This window comes from Catellicoccus marimammalium M35/04/3, assembly GCF_000313915.1.
Classification (GTDB): domain Bacteria; phylum Bacillota; class Bacilli; order Lactobacillales; family Catellicoccaceae; genus Catellicoccus; species Catellicoccus marimammalium.
Window position 1 is genome coordinate 206047 of record NZ_AMYT01000017.1, and the last position, 20729, is coordinate 226775.

At 33.3% G+C, this 20729-nt stretch carries 15 protein-coding genes; all 15 read right to left on the bottom strand.

Annotated elements, in window-relative coordinates:
- Nucleotides 1-32: 32 nt before the first annotated feature.
- Nucleotides 33-3509 carry a helicase-exonuclease AddAB subunit AddA gene (addA, locus tag C683_RS03755; protein WP_009490153.1) on the bottom strand — a complete coding sequence of 1159 codons (3477 nt, stop codon included), beginning with the start codon at nucleotides 3507-3509 and terminating at the stop codon, nucleotides 33-35.
- A 20-nt stretch (nucleotides 3510-3529) separates the two neighbouring features.
- The gene (locus C683_RS03760) at nucleotides 3530-7105 is read right to left on the bottom strand and encodes a PD-(D/E)XK nuclease family protein (RefSeq protein ID WP_009490155.1); all 3576 of its coding nucleotides are present in this window, start codon (nucleotides 7103-7105) and stop codon (nucleotides 3530-3532) included.
- A 55-nt stretch (nucleotides 7106-7160) separates the two neighbouring features.
- The gene (lepB, locus tag C683_RS03765) at nucleotides 7161-7778 is read right to left on the bottom strand and encodes a signal peptidase I (protein ID WP_009490157.1); all 618 of its coding nucleotides are present in this window, start codon (nucleotides 7776-7778) and stop codon (nucleotides 7161-7163) included.
- A gap of 112 nt (nucleotides 7779-7890) precedes the next feature.
- Nucleotides 7891-8604, bottom strand: coding sequence for an aggregation-promoting factor (apf, locus tag C683_RS03770; protein ID WP_009490159.1), 714 nt, complete (start codon nucleotides 8602-8604; stop codon nucleotides 7891-7893).
- Between the two features lie 136 nt (nucleotides 8605-8740).
- Nucleotides 8741-9397, bottom strand: a complete 657-nt coding sequence (gene nth / locus C683_RS03775) for an endonuclease III (RefSeq protein WP_009490161.1) — start codon at nucleotides 9395-9397, stop codon at nucleotides 8741-8743.
- Between the two features lie 9 nt (nucleotides 9398-9406).
- Entirely contained in the window at nucleotides 9407-10087 is a 681-nt protein-coding gene (locus C683_RS03780; RefSeq protein WP_009490163.1) for a DnaD domain-containing protein, read from the bottom strand.
- A gap of 55 nt (nucleotides 10088-10142) precedes the next feature.
- Entirely contained in the window at nucleotides 10143-10760 is a 618-nt protein-coding gene (locus C683_RS06555) for a LysM peptidoglycan-binding domain-containing protein (RefSeq protein WP_009490165.1), read from the bottom strand.
- Between the two features lie 18 nt (nucleotides 10761-10778).
- A complete protein-coding gene (locus C683_RS03790; RefSeq protein WP_083848950.1) occupies nucleotides 10779-11441 on the bottom strand; it encodes a lysozyme family protein in 663 nt (220 codons plus the stop codon).
- Complete coding sequence (gene lepA / locus C683_RS03795) at nucleotides 11422-13254, bottom strand: translation elongation factor 4 (RefSeq protein ID WP_009490169.1); 1833 nt, start codon at nucleotides 13252-13254, stop codon at nucleotides 11422-11424. The genes C683_RS03790 and lepA overlap by 20 nt, the downstream gene beginning before the upstream one ends.
- 139 nt (nucleotides 13255-13393) lie before the next feature.
- Nucleotides 13394-13864 carry a nucleoside 2-deoxyribosyltransferase gene (locus C683_RS03800; protein ID WP_009490171.1) on the bottom strand — a complete coding sequence of 157 codons (471 nt, stop codon included), beginning with the start codon at nucleotides 13862-13864 and terminating at the stop codon, nucleotides 13394-13396.
- 62 nt (nucleotides 13865-13926) lie between these two features.
- On the bottom strand, nucleotides 13927-14118 hold the full coding sequence (locus C683_RS03805) for a hypothetical protein (RefSeq protein WP_009490173.1): 192 nt from the start codon (nucleotides 14116-14118) through the stop codon (nucleotides 13927-13929).
- Nucleotides 14119-14266: 148 nt separating this feature from the next.
- Nucleotides 14267-14503, bottom strand: a complete 237-nt coding sequence (locus tag C683_RS03810) for a hypothetical protein (protein ID WP_009490175.1) — start codon at nucleotides 14501-14503, stop codon at nucleotides 14267-14269.
- A 69-nt stretch (nucleotides 14504-14572) separates the two neighbouring features.
- Entirely contained in the window at nucleotides 14573-16510 is a 1938-nt protein-coding gene (locus tag C683_RS03815) for an acyltransferase family protein (protein WP_009490177.1), read from the bottom strand.
- Between the two features lie 100 nt (nucleotides 16511-16610).
- A complete protein-coding gene (gene clpB / locus C683_RS03820; protein WP_009490179.1) occupies nucleotides 16611-19283 on the bottom strand; it encodes an ATP-dependent chaperone ClpB in 2673 nt (890 codons plus the stop codon).
- A 97-nt stretch (nucleotides 19284-19380) separates the two neighbouring features.
- Nucleotides 19381-20727 (bottom strand): amino acid permease, encoded by a 1347-nt coding sequence (locus C683_RS03825; RefSeq protein WP_009490181.1) that lies wholly within the window; start codon nucleotides 20725-20727, stop codon nucleotides 19381-19383.
- Between the last annotated feature and the right edge of the window lie 2 nt (nucleotides 20728-20729).

Here is a 20729-nt window from a genome sequence, read left to right on the forward strand (position 1 = left end):
TTTCTATATATCGTACTTTTTATAATTCTTTTCTATTCTTCTATTAATAGCCAATCATTTTCTGATAATAAAATCAGGATGGGTACAATTTTCTTTTCTGGATATGTACCCTGTAACGCCTTCGCATATAAGCGTAACTGTCCGTAATATTCATCTTTCATTCGTTTTTTAAATGTATCTTTACGTTCATACTTACGGCGCAAGTTCGTCTTATAATCATATAATAACACCCAATCTTCTAAGACGATATAACCATCAATAATTCCGTGAACTAAAACATCCTCTTTTTCTACAGGAAAAAGACCTGAAAATGCTTGTTCACAATATAAATGAGCGTGGTGTTCTTTAAAAAATTGCCCTAATGGACTATGAACGAATTTTAATAAAGTAGTATAATCTAGTTTTTGTGCGACGAGAAGATCTAATTTTCCTTTATGTACTAATTCATTACTTAGCTCAATGAAAGTATCTAATGTAATATCTTTTGTCCAATCTAAATATTGTAAAAGTAAGTGCATCGCGCTTCCCAATTGAGCTCTTGTCACTTCTTTTTGACTTTCCTGCCAATTAGGTTGTTTCCAATTTGTACTTTTTTCTTTAAAGAAAGAAGCTCCTTGTTCCTCTAATTGAACAATATCAGGATCGCTAAATTCATGTTTTAAATGAGAAACAGATTGATAACTTTGAATCTCTGTTTGTGCTTCATAATGATATTTTTGTTGCAATACAGCTTCTACTTCTTGCCAAGTTTTTTCTGCTGCTTTTTCTTTTGCTGGCTCAACGGTAGTAATAAACTCGAGTTTCTTTTGTTTTTGTTCCCAAAAATTTCTAAAAATTTGCTCTATTTCTTGCTCATTTTTCTTCCAAGGAAAATGATAAGTCGCACTAGATGCAGCTAAGATCCAATTCATAAAGGAATTATTTTTTTCTAAAGGTAAGGAAATCGTTTCTCTTGCTTCAATTTCTGTTTCTTTCCCAAAACCAACGACAAATAACTTTTCTCTCGCACGAGTAATGGCTACATATAAAATACGCAACTCCTCTTCTAAATATTCTTTTTTCGCTTCTTCGGCTACTGCTTGATACGTATAATTACGAATTGTCTTTTGATAAGGGAGCTGTTCTTTTTCTTTAGCAAAGTCAGAAATTTGACGATACTTTAATCCTAAATGATTTTTATTACTAAAAATCACTAAATCTTTATTATTTTTTAGCTGTAAACTTTGATCCATTTGATATAAATAAACAAAGGGATATTCTAATCCTTTACTTCCATGAATGGTCTGCAAAATAACTGCATTTTCTTTTTGAATGCCTTCTAGTTCTTTATTATTTTTTACTAAACGACGGACATATCGTAAAAAAGATGACAACCCTCGATATTCCAAAGCTTCAAAGGCTTCTGCTTGTTCATAAAGTAAAGATAAATTTCTCTGTCTTTGTTCTCCATTATCAAAAGCTAGTTGATAAGTGACAATTTGCGTTTGTTCATAAATATCCCATAATAACTCTCGAACAGAGATATTTCTTTTTCTTTGTTGCCAAAAGGATAATTGTTCCAAAAATTGAGCTAAACGTTCATCTTTTTCAGCCCATACTTTTGCTTGCAAATAAATACTTTGCTTTCCTTCTTCTTTTTGATAGTGACGCAAATCCATTAATTCTTGTTCCTTCATTCCGACAAAAGGCGAACGCAATACCGCTACAAATGGGATATTTTGGTAGGGATTTTCAATAATTTCTAATAATGCTAGTACTTGTTGCACTTCAATGGCTTGGAAATAATTCATATTTTTACTACGAACCGTAGGAATTTTATATTTGGCTAAAATATTTTCTACAATGCTTAATCCCACATTGCTACGACTTAAAATCGCAATATCATGGTAAGAAAGAGGATGATTTTCTTCTTTTCCTTGAATATAAATTTCTTTTCCTAATTGTTCTTGAATGGATTGAGCAATTAGATGTGCTTGTAATTTCTTTTCATCCAATTTTCCTTCTTGGAAGAACGCATCTTGCAATTCTTTGGATTCTTCTATCGTTTCTTGCCATTCTTCTGGTATTTTTATTTCTTCACAGGTTAACCATTCGGTCGTAGCATCCCAGCTTTGTGAATAAGTAGCTCCTGCCCGTAAAGCCTCTTTTTCATCATAAGAAATACCACCAAAAGCATCTGTCATCGTTTTTTCAAATACCGCATTTGCAAAATCAAGAACTTCTTTACGAGAACGGAAATTATCTCGTAAAGAAATTACTTTTCCTTTTTGCTGATCTTCTAAATATAAAGTCCGTTTAGCGATAAAATTATGTGGATTCGCTTTTCGGAATTGATAGATACTTTGTTTAGCATCTCCCACCATGAAATAATTATCTCCTCGACTAATCGTTGATAAAATATTTTCTTGTAGGTCGTTCACATCTTGATATTCATCCACAATCACTTCAATGAATTGTTCTTGATATAAACGAACTAATTCGGGTTGTTCTTGTAATAATTGTTGAACGTTTTTAGCCACATCACTAAAGGTAGCTACTCCCTTTTCTTTGCGCCATTCTTTTTCTAATTGGCGAATTTCATAAATACTTTCTAATAATTCAATGGCCAATTCTTTACTAATTGCTTCTTCTTTTTGAGATTCAAATGCTTCTTTTAGTAGCTTTTGGTCTTCTTTTAGTGCAGTATTGGTAAAAGGATTTGTACCTTTCAGTTCTACTCTAGGTGGCTTTCGCAGTCCTTTAGGAACTTCTGACCAAGCTTGTTTCCCCTCTAACGCTTGACAAAATTGTTGATAAATTTCTGTTCCTTTTTCAAAAAAAGAAGTACCTTCTATTGCAAAAGCGTTATCACTCAAAAAGAAAGACATTTCTTTGGCGATAGATAATAATTTTTGTTGGTAATATTCTTCTTTATGATCAAACCAATACAACCATTGTTGATATAACGCTTCTTCATCAGCAGTTGCATCTAGCTCTTGATTTGCCATAACAAATACTCTCTGTAGAGCAGCTAAATCTTGGAATTGTTGGAATAGTAAAGGATGCTTTTGTAATCGAACTTGTTCTTCAAACCAAGTATCGAACGTTTCTTCTTGCATCTCCATTTGTTCCACTTTTTCGGTTAATAATTGAATTTTGGGATCTAATTCTAATAAATAATAATATTTTTGTAAGACTTGTAAACAAAAACTATCAATCGTACAAATCATCGCGCTAGGTAATTTTACTAGTTGGTCTTGCAACCAACGCTTCTGCTCTTTCTCTTTTTCTTTTTGAATTGCTTTTTGTAATAATGATTTTAAGCGCTGTTTCATCTCATTGGCAGCATCATTGGTAAAAGTTACAACGAGTAATTGATCGAGAGATACTTTTTTTTCTTGGATTAAAAATAAAATATGCTCAATTAATACCATCGTTTTCCCTGAGCCTGCCGAAGCAGAAACAAGTAAATTATTCCCTTCATGTTCAATAATTCTTTTTTGTTCTTCAGTATAATGTACTTCAGCCATAATCTTTTGAGTAAAGCGACTTACTCTTTTCCTTTCTTCAATTTTTCAAAAAGTTCGTCGACATTTTGGACCGAACTTCCTTTTTGATATTGATTCGTTTCTGTTGAAAACTGACAAATACTATGGAATGGACAATGTTGACAACTCTTTTCATTACGAGGACGAATCGAGCAGTCTCCATCATAAATATTTTGTACTGCTTGTTTAATATCTGCTTTATTTTTTTCCACTAATTGTGTCATTTGCTCTTCCGTTAATCCAGCGGCATATTCCTTTTTTGGGCTTCCCAATAAATGATATACTTCTTTTTCTTTAGGTAGTCCTTCTTTTAAAGCAATTCCCTCCCAACGAATTTGTGAACTAATCTTAATCTGATCTTTTTCTTGTAAATCGTTATTTTCTAAAGGAACAAAATATGCACCATCTAAATGAATTTCCTCGACCTCTTCTTTTGGTAACGAAAAAGCTTGACGGAGAGCTTCTTGGTTTTCTTGCAATACTGCAATATAAGTCAATAATTGTAAAGCATCCCCAACATCGACACCATTCGCTCTTAATTTTTTAGCTTTTGATTTATAATCTAGCAATTGATAATATCTTTCTTTGCCGACTTTTAATAAATCTAACCGGTCAATTCGTCCTTTTAAACCAATAGTAATAGGTACTTCTTTTCCAGTTTCATCTTCTGTGTGAATGCTTAAATTAGGAGCTATCAATTGATTAGGATAGATTTTGTCTCGTTCTGGCACAAAACGAATCTCGGTTAAGGAGTCTTCATATTGAATATCTTCTTGTATTTCCATTTCATAATGTAAAATCGCACAGACATTTTGGAACAATCGTTTTAATTGTTGATTTTCAAAGCGATTCTTTTCATTTGCTTGATAGACAGAATATATCTTTTCTCCCTCTAATTCTTTTAACACCGATTGACATAAATCATATAATTCTTGCGTAGATAAAACATGGAAATTTTGTTTTCTTTGACGTAATTCTTTCATTAAAACATCTAATGCTTCGTGTAAAAAGTTTCCATGCATCCGATAATCTGGTTGATATTCTTCTAGTGGTTCTAACTGTAATCCTTTTTGTAAATAATAGCGATAAGGACAGGTTAAATATCCACTCAATTGACTTACTGATGTAATAAACTGATGTTCTTTACCAAATGGTTCATCATAATAATCAAAGATTTGATCTTTACGTAAAGACTCGGCTTGATTTTCTAAAAACAGACCTTGCCAAAGAGTTGGAAATTTTTGTTGACAAGAAGTTAAACATTTTTGCCAAGTTGGATCTAAAGGAAAAATTCCTGTTTGTTCTTTACGATATAAAGTAAGAGCGACCGCATTATTTTGTTGCCCATTGGCTAAATATTCTTTTTGGAAGGTACCATTTTGTGGGAATAAAAAGATAGATTTAGTTTCTACTCCTAATTCTTTCATCCATTGATAATAAGGAGACATTTCTCCTTTACTTTGAGCATAGCTTAAATATAATTTTTCTTTAGCGGTAGTCATTGCTAAATAGGCATGATAATATTCATGATTCATCATCGTAATCGTATCTTTACCCAAGTAGCACTGTGGATAATCTTCTAAATACGTAGTTAAATGCATTCGTTCTTCATCGCTAAGTAACGTATCATTACTCATCACTTTTGGTAAATGCAATTCATCTCCACCGATAATAAAGCAAACTTTTGTTTTTACCATTCTAGGACGCATAATATCGGCAATATGTACTTCATCTACTGTATTTGGAATCGAAGAATAGGTTCTACTTCTTAGTCCTTCGATAAATAATTCAAAAAAGAGATTCTCTTCTTTTTGATAAGGATAAGCTCCTAATAATTGATTCATTTCTTCTACTAAAGCGACAAATTGATTCCACACTTCTTCATTTTTATCTACTTCTTCTTTTTGTAATTCTTCTAGAACGTGCCAAGAAAGTAGTTGTTGATACAAAGCTTGTAATACTTCACGATAGGTATTTTTCTCTGCAAAAATTTGATGGATGTCTGCTAACAATTGACGAACAAAACGTGCTACATAAGTTATGGCTTCTGTTAATTTAGCAATCGCTTTTTCATCCCCTTCTTTTAATTGGCTCCCACGGTAAGGGAATTCTTCTTTTTGCCAATCTCTTCCATCATACCCACTTGTTTCCATAAAAATTTCTGCAAGAGAAATCCATTGGGACCATTCCTCAAACGAAACAAAATCTGTTAATTCCCGGTTTTGAACTTCTTCTTTTTCTTCTTCCATTGTGAACGCTGCTTGATATTCTTCTAGAGCTTGCGTTTGCTGGTCTTTTTCATATTGTTCTTTTTCTTGCTCAGACCAAATTTCTTCATAGGTTGGACGAACTAAACCTGTTTTTAGAAAGTCAAAAACAAACTGTGCCTGATGTGGGTATTGTTCGATTTTAAATAAAGATTCCAATAAAATCGTTAAAGAGTGGTGCGCCATATTTTGCGATTCTCCTAGATGATATGGAATTTGATATTTATGAAAAATAGGCGCAAAATGTGAATGATATCCTTCTAAATTACGAGTAAAAATCGTAATGTCTCGATAGCGATAGTTCTCTTCTCGAACCAGTTGATAGATTGTTCGTGCTACTTGCTCTACCTCTGCTAATTCATCCTCTGCTTTCCATAACATTACCGATTGAGGTAAAGAATAATTAGAAGTTTTTCCCTCATCAAACGTTTGCCACACTTGTGACATTGAGGCTAATGGATATTCCTCTTTTGGCGCTAAAAAGCATAATGGATAAGGTTCTTCTGCCAGAATAGCTAAACGTTTGGCTAATTGTTTTTGACTCTCATATAATGAACTCATACTTCCTGTCAATGGATGATCTGGACTGATAACACTGACGATTAATTGAGAGCGTTTTGCCAGTAAAGATAGAATTTCTAGTTCTTCTGCGGTAAAACGCTGAAATCCATAAACATAAAACTGGTAATGATTTAAAGAATGTGTTTGTAAATATTCTTTTAATTGCGCTAATAATTGGTGATTATTAAATGAATATCCTTGACTTACTTGTAAAAAATTTTGATATAAATAGATTAATTCCTTCAGCGTTTCTTCATTCAAAGATGCTTCTTCCGCTAGAGAAAGATAGTCCAAAAGTAATTCTGGAGTTAATTGACCTTCTATCCATTCTAAAAAAAGGTCTAATACTTTTTCAATAAATCCTTTCTTATTAAATAATGGCTTTAAGTGGGTATACTTATCCTCTGTCGTATCTTTTTCAATCTCTAACATTTGTTTTCGCAATAACATTTGTAATCCACTTTGCGAAATTTTTGGTGTATGATCTTCTTCCAACAAATACCATGCTAAACGCTCAAAACTGAAAACAGAAAGAGAAAGGTTACTAATAAAATCGTAGGATTCTCCTTGTGCATACTCTTGTAAAATCGCTACTTCTCCTTCAAATTTCAAATTATTGGGAACAAGAAAACAGACTTGATGCTCTTTTTCTTGTAACCATGCTTTTGCACCACAAAATTTCTCTTTTTCTTGCATCATCATTTGTAAGTGCTGATGACTACGATCTCCATAAATATAAAGTAAGCTCATACTTCCTCCTATAAAAAAGAAGAATCTATGTTTCCATAGATTCTTTTCTGATTAATTAATGGACAAAACCAATATCTTTTAATGGCCAGTAGACAAATTCTACAACTCCTAAAATATTCTTTTTCGGAATAAAACCTAACATTCGACTATCTTTTGAGATTAGACGATTATCTCCCATCACAAAATAAGTATCTTTTGGAACTTTAATTGCTCCTTTTGTGGAAGCTAACGTTTGTAATGAAAAATTCTCAGTAAAATGTTTGGCATTCTCTACTTCTGGTTGGAACATTGGTTCATATTGACTAGCTAATGTCCCTTTTTTCATTAATTTTTTAAAATCATCTAAATAAGGTTCATTATATTTTTTACCGTTGATATACAATGTATCATTTTGCATTTTAATTGTATCTCCTGGTAAACCAATGACTCGTTTGACATAATCTTTATCTGGATCATCTGGTGCTTTCAATGTAACAATATCAAATCGTTTTACTTTTGCTAATTTGACAGAAATTACACGCTCACCATCATGTAATGTTGGATCCATTGAATGACCAGAAATTTTCATCGGACTAAAGACAAAAGTACGTAATAAAACGACAATTAATATAATAATTGCACAATAAACAAGAGTCCCTATCCAGCCAGATTCTTTTTTCTCTTTTTGTGCCAATTCAATTCCCCCTTTAATATAGTTTCATTTTATCATTATTGAAAAGAATTACCAATTTTTTTACAAAAAAAAGGTTAGTGAAATTCACTAACCTTTATCTTTTCTTATCTTATTAATACCAACCGTTTGCTTCGTGGAAAGCTTTCGCTTTTGACCAGCTACCGTAACGTTGTTTTACATAACGTTCAGCTACACGTTCTTGGTTTGCTGCAGAGTAATCTCCGTTTAAGTAAGCAGCGTCTAATTGGTATTTACCAATGTAACGACCGTTACGAGCGTTGTAGTTGTTTGTTGATTCTTTCATTGCAATCCATGATTTTGCACTTGCTTCGCTACCTGAATGTTGAGGTGCTTGGTAAGTATTTTGTTGTTTTGGCGCTTGATAAGTTTGTTGTTGCTTAGGAGCTTGGTATGTTTGCTGTGGAGCAACATTTTGTTTTGGCGCTTGGTAAGTATTTTGTTGTTTTGGTGCAGTTGCTTTTGGTGTAGCTTTTACTGCTTTTGGTGTAGCTTTCACTGTTTGTGCTTTTGCTACTGATTTATAAGTATTTGTTGATTTTTTAACAGATTTTGTATCATTTGCATTTTCAGGAATTGTAACCTTTTCACCCACAAAAATCATGTTTGGGTTAGCAATATTATTTTTTTCAACAATCGCTTGTACTAAACTTGCGTCTCCAGCAAATTTACGAGAAATTTTGTATAGAGTATCGCCTTTTTGAACTGTGTAAACAGTATCTGCTTTTGCGTCTCCACTTGTCATGCATACGCCAATTCCTGCCGCTGCTAATACAGTTCCTAATACTAGTGATTTGTTTGCTTTCATAAAATAATGATCTCCTTTGTTTGTAATCTTCTTTTTTCTTCTCTTTTAACTACTGTCTTAGGATATCATGATTTTCTATTTCATAGTTAAACATCAGTTTACAAAACGATAACGTTTTATTACAAAATGATTACATCTAGGATTCTTTTTTCTCGGCTACTTCTGATTCATAATATAAACATTCCTTTGTAAATGGACATTGATCGCATTTTGGTTTTTTGGCCGTACATAAATATCGACCAAAATAAATTAATTGATGATGCAAATGATTCCATGTCTCTTTGGGCATAATAGAAGTAATGGTTTTTTCTACTTCATCTACTGAAGCATCTAAAGGAACAATTTGTAGACGCTTAGCAATTCGTTGAATGTGCGTATCTACCGCAAATGCTGGAATATTAAAAGCCACACTTAATACTACATTCGCTGTTTTTCTTCCTACTCCCGGTAAACTCATTAATTGTTTACGATCGGCTGGAACTTTTCCACCAAATTCTTCTACTAATTTTTGACTACAAGCAATAATATTTTTAGCTTTATTTCGATAAAGGCCAATCGTTTTAATTTTTGAGATTACATCTTCTATTGAAGCATTGGCCAATTTTTCAGGTGTCGGATAAGAAGCAAACAAACTAGGTGTAGCCTTATTTACTGCCACATCTGTAGTTTGTGCACTTAAAATCACTGCAATTAATAACTGAAAAGTAGTTTCATAATGCAAAGCTACCGTAGCATCTTTATATACTTGGGATACTGCTGTAATCAATTTGCGATTTTCCTCTTTTGAACGCATCAAATCCTCCTATTCGTATCCACCATTCCAATCCTCAAAGATAGGTACTTCTAGTGGTGGTGTTTCTTCTTTTTCTTGTCTTAACTTATGATTTCTTGATTCTTCAATGATCATTTTTGCTTTTTCTACTGTATTTGCCCCTTGATTTCGCCAATACTCCAAAATCTTCTGTAAATAACGAAAAGGACTTTTTGCTCGATGATATACAGTCTCTTTTAATGCTAATACTATTAAATCAAAGGAATAATTTTGTAACCAAGATTGAATTTGTTCAATTTCATAAGGAGATACTGTTCTTCCTAAGTCTAATTCAAATTCTGTTACTAATTTAGGTAATTGTTCTTTAACTGCCAATTCTTTTTCTTTTCTTTCCAATAAATCAATTTTTTGAAAAACACCAGAAAGATCATAAGCATCCGCTTCTTTTCCTTCTTCAGTTTCATAACGACAGAGTTGAATACACCCTTTTCTCATCAATGATTCAATAATATGATATCCTTGTTTCACATCTAAGCCCATCGCTTCACTAATTTTACCAATATCTGGCATTTTTTTACTGCGTTGTTGAGCTGAAGACAATTGAATATACATTACTAACTCAATTTCTGATAAATTAAGTTGACGATAATATTTTAATAATAGATTCGAAAGCGTAACACTTCCTGCACTAAGATATCGACTAATTTCCATAGTTCCCCCTGAATTATGAAAAGACTGACAAAGTCAGTCTTTCCATTACTAATTATTATTGAGCTACCGGTGTTGGTGCTACTGGTTGTTGTACTGGTGCTGGCGCCGGTGTTGGAGTTGGAGCTGGCGTTTGTGTGGCTCCCTGCGTTCCATTATTTTGTGGTGCTGGCGCTACTGGTGCATTTGATGTGGGTGCCTGTTGAGAAATATTTTCTCCTCCTAGTGCACCTACTTTATTTGCTGGAACTTGAATCACTTGACCTGGTTGAACAATAGGAAGAGAACTCCATTGATTCATTTTCATTAATTCATCTGTTGAAATTCCACATTTATTAGCAATGACTTGTAAGTCATCCCCTTCTTTAATTGTATAACCTGCCGTTTGTTCCTTATCTTCTTCTTTTTTATCTTTCTCTTGTTTTTTTTCTTTTTTCACTGGTTTAGCTTTTTTAGGTTCTTCTTTTTTCTTGGTCTCTTCTTTATCTTTTGAATCTGTACTTTCTTTTTCCTTATCATCATCGCGTTCTTGCAACACGTTTTCTTCTTTTGCCTGCTTTTTATAAGTTGCTTCATATTGCGCAACTTCTTTTTTATCTTTTACTTCACCATAAAAGCAAATACCAACGGTAATTATAGCTGCAAGTGCGATGAGAAATATTGACGATTTTTTCATTTTCTATTCACACTTTCTTTATCCTTGATGGAAAAACTTCAAAATCTTCATATTAAAAGCAACTTGCTCTGCATAAAAGAAGTTTCCACCATCACGATAAAGGTAACCTCCATTATATTTCATCGCTTTTAATTTCCAATAACGATATTTTTGATGTTCTCCTTTTGCATTTTTACTAGCTAACATTTGTTCAGAATAGGTTTCTGCTAAAGGAATCGTGTTTTTCTTTCCATGTTGAGCTACATAATGAATATAGCTTAAGCCAAAATTATATGCTTGAATAGCAGTCCAAATATCGCAATCCATCTCTTTTGCTTTTTCAATCGCTTGTTTTAAAAAAGAGATTCCTGCTTCTAAACTTTCTTTTTGCGAAGTGATTTTATTAGGAACTCCATATTTACTTTCACTGGATTGCATCACATCGGTTCCTGTACCTGCTGATTCTAACATAATAATCCCTTTGATATAAGGAAGATATTCCATCATTCCTTCTTCTTTCGCCACCTCTGAAATTAAGGGTTGTAACGTACGTACATTTTCTATTTCTAATCCTCTCTCTGTAATAAAAGCTGAACCAATAAATAGAAAAATACTAACCATCACAAGTAGAAGAATACGAAATCCTGCTTGCCATTTTTCTTTTTTTAAGAAAGCAGAAATTTTATTTTGTATCTTCATCATCCATCTTCAGAACTGCCATAAAGGCTTCTTGTGGTACTTCCACACTTCCGACTTGTTTCATACGTTTTTTCCCTTGTTTTTGTTTTTCTAATAATTTACGCTTACGGGAAACATCCCCACCATAACATTTAGCCAATACATTTTTACGCAATGCTTTAATATTGCTACGAGCCACAATTTTATTTCCAATTGCTGCTTGAATTGGCACTTCAAATTGTTGACGTGGAATCAATCCACGTAATTTTTCTACAATCGCTTTTCCACGATCATAGGCGAAATCTTTATGGACAATGAAGCTTAATGCATCGACTTGTTCTCCATTTAATAAAATATCCATTTTTACTAGATTACTTGGTTTATAACCAATCATTTCATAGTCTAAAGAAGCATATCCTTTTGTTCCTGATTTTAATTTATCAAAAAAGTCAAAAACAATTTCTGATAATGGTAATTCATAAATAACATTCACACGATAGTCATCAATGTAATCCATCGTAATGAATTCTCCACGTTTTCTTTGAGCAATATCCATTACTGCACCGACATATTCTTTTGGTACCATAATGCTCGCTTTAACATAAGGCTCTTCCACGTGATCAATCAATCCTTGTTCTGGGAAATCAGCTGGATTATCCACACGTAGCGTCGTTTTATCTGTTTTTGTTACTTCATAAATTACAGATGGTGCAGTGGTAATTAAATCTAAATCAAATTCACGTTCTAAACGCTCTTGCACGACATCCATATGTAGCAATCCTAAGAAACCACAACGGAAACCAAATCCTAGTGCTTGTGAGGATTCTGCTTCAAACTGTAAAGCAGCATCATTTAATTGTAGTTTTTCTAAAGCTTCACGTAAATCGTTAAATTTTGAATTATCTACTGGATATAATCCACAATAGACCATTGGATTCATTTGACGATAACCTGCTAAAGGTTCTTCTGCTGGTCGATTTGCTAGGGTAATGGTATCCCCTACACGTGTATCTTGAACAGTTTTAATACTTGCAGTTAAATAGCCTACATCTCCAGGCATTAAGCACTCTCTTGATAATGGTTTTGGTGAGAACACCCCTACTTCTGTTACATCAAAAGTAGCTCCATTACTCATTAATAAAATTTTATCTCCTGGTTTTACCATTCCATCTACAACACGGATATTTAAAACCACTCCACGATAAGAATCATATTTTGAGTCAAAAATTAATGCTTTCAATGGTGCTTCAATGTCACCATCTGGAGCAGGGACTTTATCAACAATTTCTTCTAAAATCTCTTCAATACCAATTCCTGCTTTGGCACTCGCTAATACTGCATCTTCAGCATCTAATCCGATTACGTCTTCAATTTCTTTTTTTACACGTTCTGGATCAGCCGCAGGTAAATCAATTTTATTAATGACAGGAATTAATTCCAAATCATTATCTAAAGCTAAATAAACATTAGCTAACGTTTGAGCTTCAATTCCTTGAGCAGCATCGACAACCAAGATGGCACCTTCACAAGCTGCTAAGCTACGTGAAACTTCATAAGAGAAGTCGACGTGACCTGGGGTGTCAATTAAGTGAAAGATATATTCTTCTCCATCTTTCGCCTTATAACTTAATTCTACTGCATTTAATTTAATAGTAATTCCACGCTCTTGTTCTAAATCCATAGAATCCAACAGTTGATCATGCATTTCGCGCTTAGAAACCGTATTTGTTTTTTCTAAAATACGGTCTGCTAATGTTGATTTTCCATGGTCAATATGAGCAACAATTGAAAAATTACGAATTTTCTCTTGTCTTTGCTTCATCTGTTCAATATTCATTTCATCACTCTCATCTATTTATTCTTCTTTTGATTATATCATAAGTTCATCATTCTATTGCAAAATTCAGATAAAAAAAAGGATTGATTCTCTTTCACCTAATCTTTCAGAGTGGGAAAAAGAATCATCTCCTTAACGACTAAAATACTTCTAATTTCTGTTCCATTTCAATATTTGGATGTAAGGTATTGAAATCGTAATTTGCTAATGTATCAATAGATTGAATTGAAGTTTGTGCTTCTAGCAACATTAAGTTCAATTTATTCATATCTTCTGCATGCACAATAATTAGAGGTTTATTCGTTGCATAAGCATACCCCATTTCAAAGGTTGTCCCTGAATCTGGTAGAGTTTCACCTTCTAATACGGTATAATCTGCAATTGCCACTACTGCATCACAGCGATCAATTTGGCGAATATCGGCTAAAAATGTTTTTTGTTTCCATTCTGTTGAGCCAAAAGCTAGGTCTTTAGCTCCTTGCCATTTGCTTGGTGAAAAAATTTCTCCTACCGTAGCATTTTTTTGTAACGCTTCTTGGACAGCGTCTAAAATTCGACATTGCTGCTCATTAAAAAAAGGACCAGCCAAATAGATATGATTCTTACGCATAAATTTCTCCTTTATTTAAAAATACCTTTATAGTATAGCGAATATCTCTCTATTTGTGAATGTTATTTTTTATTTTTTTCTTTTTCCTTAACCAATCCATCTTCTTCTTGTTTATGACAAGAAAAAATTTCTGTATTCATAGTATATCCTGCATTTTTACTAGATAAATGGTAGTCCTCAACGACAATTTCTCCTTCTAAAGGTAATTCAATTCCTTCTGGTAATTTCGTTTCTTTACGACGTGTACTTAACATAAATTTTTTCTCCTATTTTTCTTATTTTTCTATTCAAAATTATGTCTTATTTTAGAAAAATACGTTATAATATAGACATATCTTCTTTTAAAATTAAAAATTATTTATCTTTTAACTCGACACTTCTCTTTTGAGGAGTGTTTTTTTATTATTGCATCAATTTTTCAGCACAAGATAAACAAAAAGCTTCCCCTGTTTCTGTTTCTTCCATATATTCTTCTCCTGGTAATAATGGACGCAAGCAAGAAGCACAAAAAACAATTTCTTCCTCTGATCCTTCTAATTGAGAAAAACAATCTTCACATAAATAAATTTCATGCCCTTCTTCTTCACACATCCAACTTTGTGTATCTTGTAAATTTTTTCCACATTGGTTACATTTCATTTTCGTCCCTCTTTTCTGTTATCATCATAGCACACCATAAAAAAAGAGACTAGATTTCTAGTCTCTTCTTTATATATCCGCTAAAATATTTTTCGCAATAAACTCAGCGTAATATTTACTTCCTTCTCCTTGCATATGCGTTTGATCATCACCAAACCAATCCGAATGTTGATTTGCTAATTCACACCATTGAATCAAATGAATATTTTTATATTTTTCACTTGCTTTAACTAATTTTTCATTGACTTCATCTTGCCAATACAAATTCGATTTTGTATTTACAATGAAAACATTTTTATCTTTTAGTTGGGCCAACATTTGATCGAAATCTTCTTCATTATAAGTTGGTCCATTGGTTCCTAAAGCAAATAAAACATTTTTAGCTAATGTACCATTTTGATTCATTTGATTAATAATCCCAATTCCATCTGTGATTTGTCGACCTACAATCGCATCACATTGCATATTTGGGAAAATCTCTTGCAATTGTGGAGCTGCATTTAAAAGAACAGAATCTCCAATTGCTGTTAATGGTGTTTTTTGCGCTTTTTCTTTTTGAGCTTTGGATAACGCTAAATCTTTGATATTTCCTTGTAAAATAGATTCCACTTGAGATGCTGCTTTTTGTTGAGCTTTTTCTTTTGGACTCAAGTTTTTCTTTTTCTTTTGTTTTTGGATTTGTGCTTGATTTTGTGTCAATTGCTGTTCTAATGTATTTTGACTAGCTAGTGATTTTGTTGGTGCTTTTAAAAATCCAGTAGCAAATAGCATCAACCCTACACAAGCTACCACTCCAGTAGGAACATAACGCCAAAGCGTACGCCAAAATCCTTTTTCTTTCACTCTGCTTTGGAATAAATAGAAGGATTCGACTAAACGATGAGTAATTTCAGCTAAAGCAGCAATAATTAATAAACTCACGGTTATAAATTGGATTTGTTGACTTGGATTTACTTTCCACATATGTTCCAACACAATCATCACTGGGAACTGCCACAAATAAATTTCATAGCTGCGTGTCCCACACCAATGGAAAAATGGATGAATGAACCATTGTTCCACTTGAGGTTGTACAATAGTAAATAATAGTAAGAAAGCATCAATCACACTAAATAAAACCATGCCTCCACGGTAAACAAATGGTTGTTGGTCACTAATAGCAAAAAAAGACCAAACCGTAATTCCTACGCAAATACCAGCAATCCATTTCCAAAATACATTTTGTAACTTTTGTTGTAATACTGTACCATACCGACGAAGAATTAACGCTAATAATCCACCAATTAAAAGAGAAAATATACGAGTATCGGTTCCGTAATAAATTCTCATTACGTCATGAGGTTGATAAAGCATTCCCATTTCGATGCTAGAAGCTATAGTTCCTAAAACTAATGCTCCAAAAAGCCATTTCTCATTTTTTAATTTTAATAAAATAAAGACAATAATAGGATAAAAAATATAAAATTGTCCTTCTACAGATAAAGACCACAGATTAGCAAAAGGAGTAATTTGCGAAAATTGATCAAAATAATTTCCACCATTGGCTAATTGCCACCAGTTATTAATATTTAATAGAGTAGAATACACCACTCCACGAAACTTTACCATGTATTCTAAACCAAAAAACGGTAATACTGCTCCACAAGCAATGAATAAAATTAAAATGGCAGGTAACAATCGTCGAATTCTTCGACCATAGAATTTCCAAATTGAAAATTTATTTTCCTGCCATTGACGACATAAAATATCTGTCATTAAATATCCAGAAATAACAAAAAATAACGTTACTCCTAAATATCCACCTCTCCATTCTTTTGGCATTAGATGGTAAAAAATCACACCTAAAACAGCTAAACTACGTAGTCCATCAATCCCTTGAATATAACGTCGTTGTAAAAGTGTTTGCTCTTGATAACGAGCTCGACGACGTAATAATGGCTTTCCTTCCTCTTTTTCGTTGCGAGTTGAATCTATTTCCCAATCGTTATTTAATTTCTCGCTTCTCATCATTTTCTCCTTAAATTTATCATTTTAAATTTAAAATACCATATTACACGTTATGAGACAATAAAAAAATAGCTCCCGCTTACCGAGAGCTATTATTTTTTTATTTTTGAGAATGAGCTTCATCTTCGATAGCATCTTCTGCATCTTTTTCGTTGGCATTTACAATAATATTTCCATCTTCATCGCGATCGATAAATTGTAGATGATCATCTACCAATTCAATCGTTACCGTTGTCTTAGGTAAAATATTACTTGCTAACATTTCTTTTGCTAAAGGAGTTTCTACTTCTTTTGTAATGAAACGACGTAATGGACGAGCTCCGAACATTGGATCATATGCTTTTTCTGCAATCCAAGTTTTTGCTTCCTCTGTAATTTCCAAATGAATTTCTTGTTCAGATAAACGTTTACGTAATTGTTTTGTCATCTTCACAACGATTTCTTTCACGTTTGCTAATGTTAATGGTGTGAATAAGATAGTATCATCGATACGATTTAAAAATTCAGGTTTGAAGTAACCTTTTAACATACTATTTACTTCATTAGCTACTTCTTCTGGAATATGACCATCTGGAGTTACTCCTTCTAGTAATTGTTGTGAACCTAAATTACTTGTCATAATAAGGATTGTATTTTTAAAATCAACAACACGTCCTTGTGAATCAGTTAAACGACCATCATCTAGTACTTGTAATAAGATATTGAAAACATCTGGATGTGCTTTTTCGATTTCATCTAATAAAACAATCGTATATGGATTACGACGGACAGCCTCTGTTAATTGTCCTCCTTCTTCGTAACCTACATATCCTGGAGGAGCTCCGACTAAACGACTCACATTGTGTTTTTCCATGTATTCACTCATATCGATACGAACGATATGTTCTTCAGAATCAAATAGGTTTTCAGCTAAAGCTTTTGCTAATTCTGTTTTTCCGACTCCGGTAGGTCCTAAGAATAAGAATGAGCCTAATGGACGATTTGGATCTTGTAGTCCAGCACGAGAACGGATAACAGCATCACTTACCGCATCTACTGCTTCTTCTTGTCCAATAACACGTTCATGTAATGTATCATTTAGACGTAAGATTTTTTCTCGTTCGCCTTCTGCTAATTTTGTTACTGGAATTCCAGTCATACGACTTACAACACGAGAAATTTCATCTGCTGTAACAGATTCTTGAACTAAACTTTCTCCATTATCCTTATGAGCTTCTTTTTCTAACTCATTCAATTCGTGCTCTAAGCTTGGGATTGTTCCATGACGTAAAACTGCAGCTTTTTCTAAGTCATATTTATTTTCAGCATCTTCTAATTCAATTTTTGTTTTTTCTAGTTCCGCACGTTTTTGATTAATAGCTTCGACTGAATCTTTTTCTTTTTGCCAACGTAATTGCATTTTATTAGCTTCTTCATTTAAATCTGCTAATTCACTTTGTAAAATTTCCAAACGTTTTTTACTTGCATCGTCTGTTTCTTTTTTCAATGCTTGTTCTTCAATTTCTAATTGCATTTTACGACGAGTAATTTGATCCAATTCAGTAGGCATAGAGTTCATTTCTACTCGAATCGTTGCACAAGCTTCATCGACTAAGTCGATTGCTTTATCTGGTAAATAACGATCAGTAATATAGCGGTTAGATAAAGTTGCTGCTGCAACTAACGCATTATCATGAATCGTTACTCCATGGTGAACTTCAAAACGTTCTTTCAAACCACGTAAAATAGAAATTGCATCTTCTACTGTTGGTTCTTGAACTAATACTTTTTGGAAACGACGTTCTAAGGCTTTATCAGTTTCCATGTATTGACGATATTCATCTAAAGTTGTAGCACCAATACAATGTAATTCACCACGAGCTAACATTGGTTTTAATAAGTTACCAGCATCCATACTACCTTCTGTTTTTCCAGCACCAACAATCGTATGAATTTCATCGATGAATAAGATGATACGTCCATCTGATTTTTTCACTTCTTGTAACACTGCTTTTAAACGTTCTTCAAATTCACCGCGGAATTTAGCGCCCGCAATTAAAGCACCCATATCTAGAGAAAAGATAGTCTTATCTAGTAAGTTTTCTGGCACATCGCGTTTTACAATACGTTGTGCTAATCCTTCTACGATAGCTGTTTTACCAACCCCTGGTTCTCCGATTAGGACTGGATTATTTTTTGTTTTACGAGATAAAATACGGATTACATCACGGATTTCTTCATCACGACCAATAACTGGATCCATTTTACCGCTTTTTACTGCAGCTACTAAATCTGTACCATATTTTTCTAGTGCTTTATAAGTTTCTTCTTGATTTTGACTTGTCACGCTTTGTCCTCCTCTCAATTCTTCAATTTCTTTTTTCATTTTTTCTTTAGTAATTCCTTGTTGTGTTAAATACACAGTCAAAGGATGATTTTTTAATTCCATAAGGGCAAGTAACACAATCTCTGTAGAAAGATATTCATCTTGGAATTGTGTCATTAATTGGGATCCTTCTTGTAACAAACGATACAAGTTTTGACTCATAACTTGTCCATATTGTACATTCCCACTTACTACCGGAAGAGCATCTAATTGTTGATCAATCTTTTGTTCAAAAGCATCAACATTCACACCCAAATCTTCATAAAAAGAACGACCAAAATGACCGTGTCCCATAAAGACTTTCCATAAATGGGCGATATCAATTTCTTGGTTTTGACGATGCACTGCAATTTGTTGCGCTGAACCAATCGCCTCTTGCATTGTCGTTGTCATTTGTTCTATATTCATCTAACCCCTCCTTCTGTCTTTATGCTATCTCATCTATTCTTAAAATACAAAAGATATGATTAAAAAGAGCCTAGAAATTTTTCTAGGCTCTTTTTTCTTATTGTTCTTTGAATTTTACTTGATAAATGATTAATAATGCAATAAACCAAATTGGTGTAATAAATAAAGCAATACGTGTGCTTTCCAATACGGCACAAATAACAATAATCAACGCTAAGAAGATTAAAGATAAAATATTAATCACTTTTGCACCTTTCAGACGGAATTTTGGACGATCTTCGTCTTTTGTTTGTTTTAAAAACTTCATATGACAAATCACAATAATTGTCCAAATAAATAAGAAACAAACTGTAGAAATACCAGAGATTAAAGAGAATACTCCCTCTGGCATCACATAGTTTAGAACAATAGTGATTCCAACAACTACACTAGACATTAATAATGCCATGGCTGGAGTACTATTTTTATTTAATTTCGCAAAAGTTTTTGGTGCATTATCATCTTTTGCCAATCCATATAACATACGACTAGTACTGAATAACGCTGAGTTACAAGCAGATGCTGCTGAAGATAAAACAACAAAGTTAATAATACTTGCGGCTGCAGCGATACCAATAGAACTGAACACAGTTACAAATGGACTTTGTGTTGGGTCAATGATATTCCAAGGTTGAACAGCCATAATCACTGCTAATGATCCAACGTAAAATAGCAAAATACGAACAGGAATATTGTTGATTGCTTTTGGTAATGTTTTTTCTGGATCTTGCGTTTCTCCTGCCGTTAAACCAACTAACTCCACCCCTGTAAAGGAGAATACTGCTAATTGGAACGATAAAATGAAGCCACTAAATCCATGTGGGAAGAATCCACCATCTTGATATAAATTAGCAAAACTTGCAACAATTCCATTTTCTAACTTATGGTGAGTAAAGATCATATATAGACCTACGCCAATTAAAGCTACAATCGCTAAAATTTTAATCAAAGCTAACCAAAATTCAATTTCACCAAATAATTTTACTGATAGCAAGTTCAATGCCATTAAGAATAATAACATCAATAATGCAGGTATCCACTGAGGTAAATGTGGGAACCAATAACGCATATACATCCCAACGGCTGTCAAATCTGACATCGCTACAGTAATCCAACAGAACCAGTAGGTCCATCCGGTAACAAACGCCCAACGTCTTCCTAAATATTGATGAGCTAATTCAACAAAGGAATGGCAATCTAAGTTAGCTAATAAAAGCTCTCCTAAACTACGCATAATGAAAAACACGAACATCCCTACAATCATGTAGGCTAATAATACAGACGGTCCAGCAATCGCAATTGATTTTCCGGAAGCTAAAAATAGCCCTGTACCAATCGCTCCTCCAATAGAAATCAATTGAACATGGCGGTTACTCAACCCACGTTCTAGTTTCTCTTGAGACATAC

Excerpts from the sequence above, each read along its gene's own strand:
- C683_RS03825 (WP_009490181.1), bottom strand. The coding sequence starts at position 20,727 with ATGTCTCAAGAGAAACTAGAACGTGGGTTGAGTAACCGCCATGTTCAA.
- C683_RS06555 (WP_009490165.1), bottom strand. The coding sequence starts at position 10,760 with ATGAAAAAATCGTCAATATTTCTCATCGCACTTGCAGCTATAATTACC.
- C683_RS03790 (WP_083848950.1), bottom strand. The coding sequence starts at position 11,441 with ATGATGAAGATACAAAATAAAATTTCTGCTTTCTTAAAAAAAGAAAAA.
- nth (WP_009490161.1), bottom strand. The coding sequence starts at position 9,397 with ATGCGTTCAAAAGAGGAAAATCGCAAATTGATTACAGCAGTATCCCAA.
- C683_RS03815 (WP_009490177.1), bottom strand. The coding sequence starts at position 16,510 with ATGAGAAGCGAGAAATTAAATAACGATTGGGAAATAGATTCAACTCGC.
- C683_RS03810 (WP_009490175.1), bottom strand. The coding sequence starts at position 14,503 with ATGAAATGTAACCAATGTGGAAAAAATTTACAAGATACACAAAGTTGG.
- C683_RS03760 (WP_009490155.1), bottom strand. The coding sequence starts at position 7,105 with ATGAGCTTACTTTATATTTATGGAGATCGTAGTCATCAGCACTTACAA.
- C683_RS03780 (WP_009490163.1), bottom strand. The coding sequence starts at position 10,087 with ATGGAAATTAGTCGATATCTTAGTGCAGGAAGTGTTACGCTTTCGAAT.
- apf (WP_009490159.1), bottom strand. The coding sequence starts at position 8,604 with ATGAAAGCAAACAAATCACTAGTATTAGGAACTGTATTAGCAGCGGCA.
- lepA (WP_009490169.1), bottom strand. The coding sequence starts at position 13,254 with ATGAATATTGAACAGATGAAGCAAAGACAAGAGAAAATTCGTAATTTT.
- C683_RS03805 (WP_009490173.1), bottom strand. The coding sequence starts at position 14,118 with ATGTTAAGTACACGTCGTAAAGAAACGAAATTACCAGAAGGAATTGAA.
- clpB (WP_009490179.1), bottom strand. The coding sequence starts at position 19,283 with ATGAATATAGAACAAATGACAACGACAATGCAAGAGGCGATTGGTTCA.
- C683_RS03800 (WP_009490171.1), bottom strand. The coding sequence starts at position 13,864 with ATGCGTAAGAATCATATCTATTTGGCTGGTCCTTTTTTTAATGAGCAG.
- addA (WP_009490153.1), bottom strand. The coding sequence starts at position 3,509 with ATGGCTGAAGTACATTATACTGAAGAACAAAAAAGAATTATTGAACAT.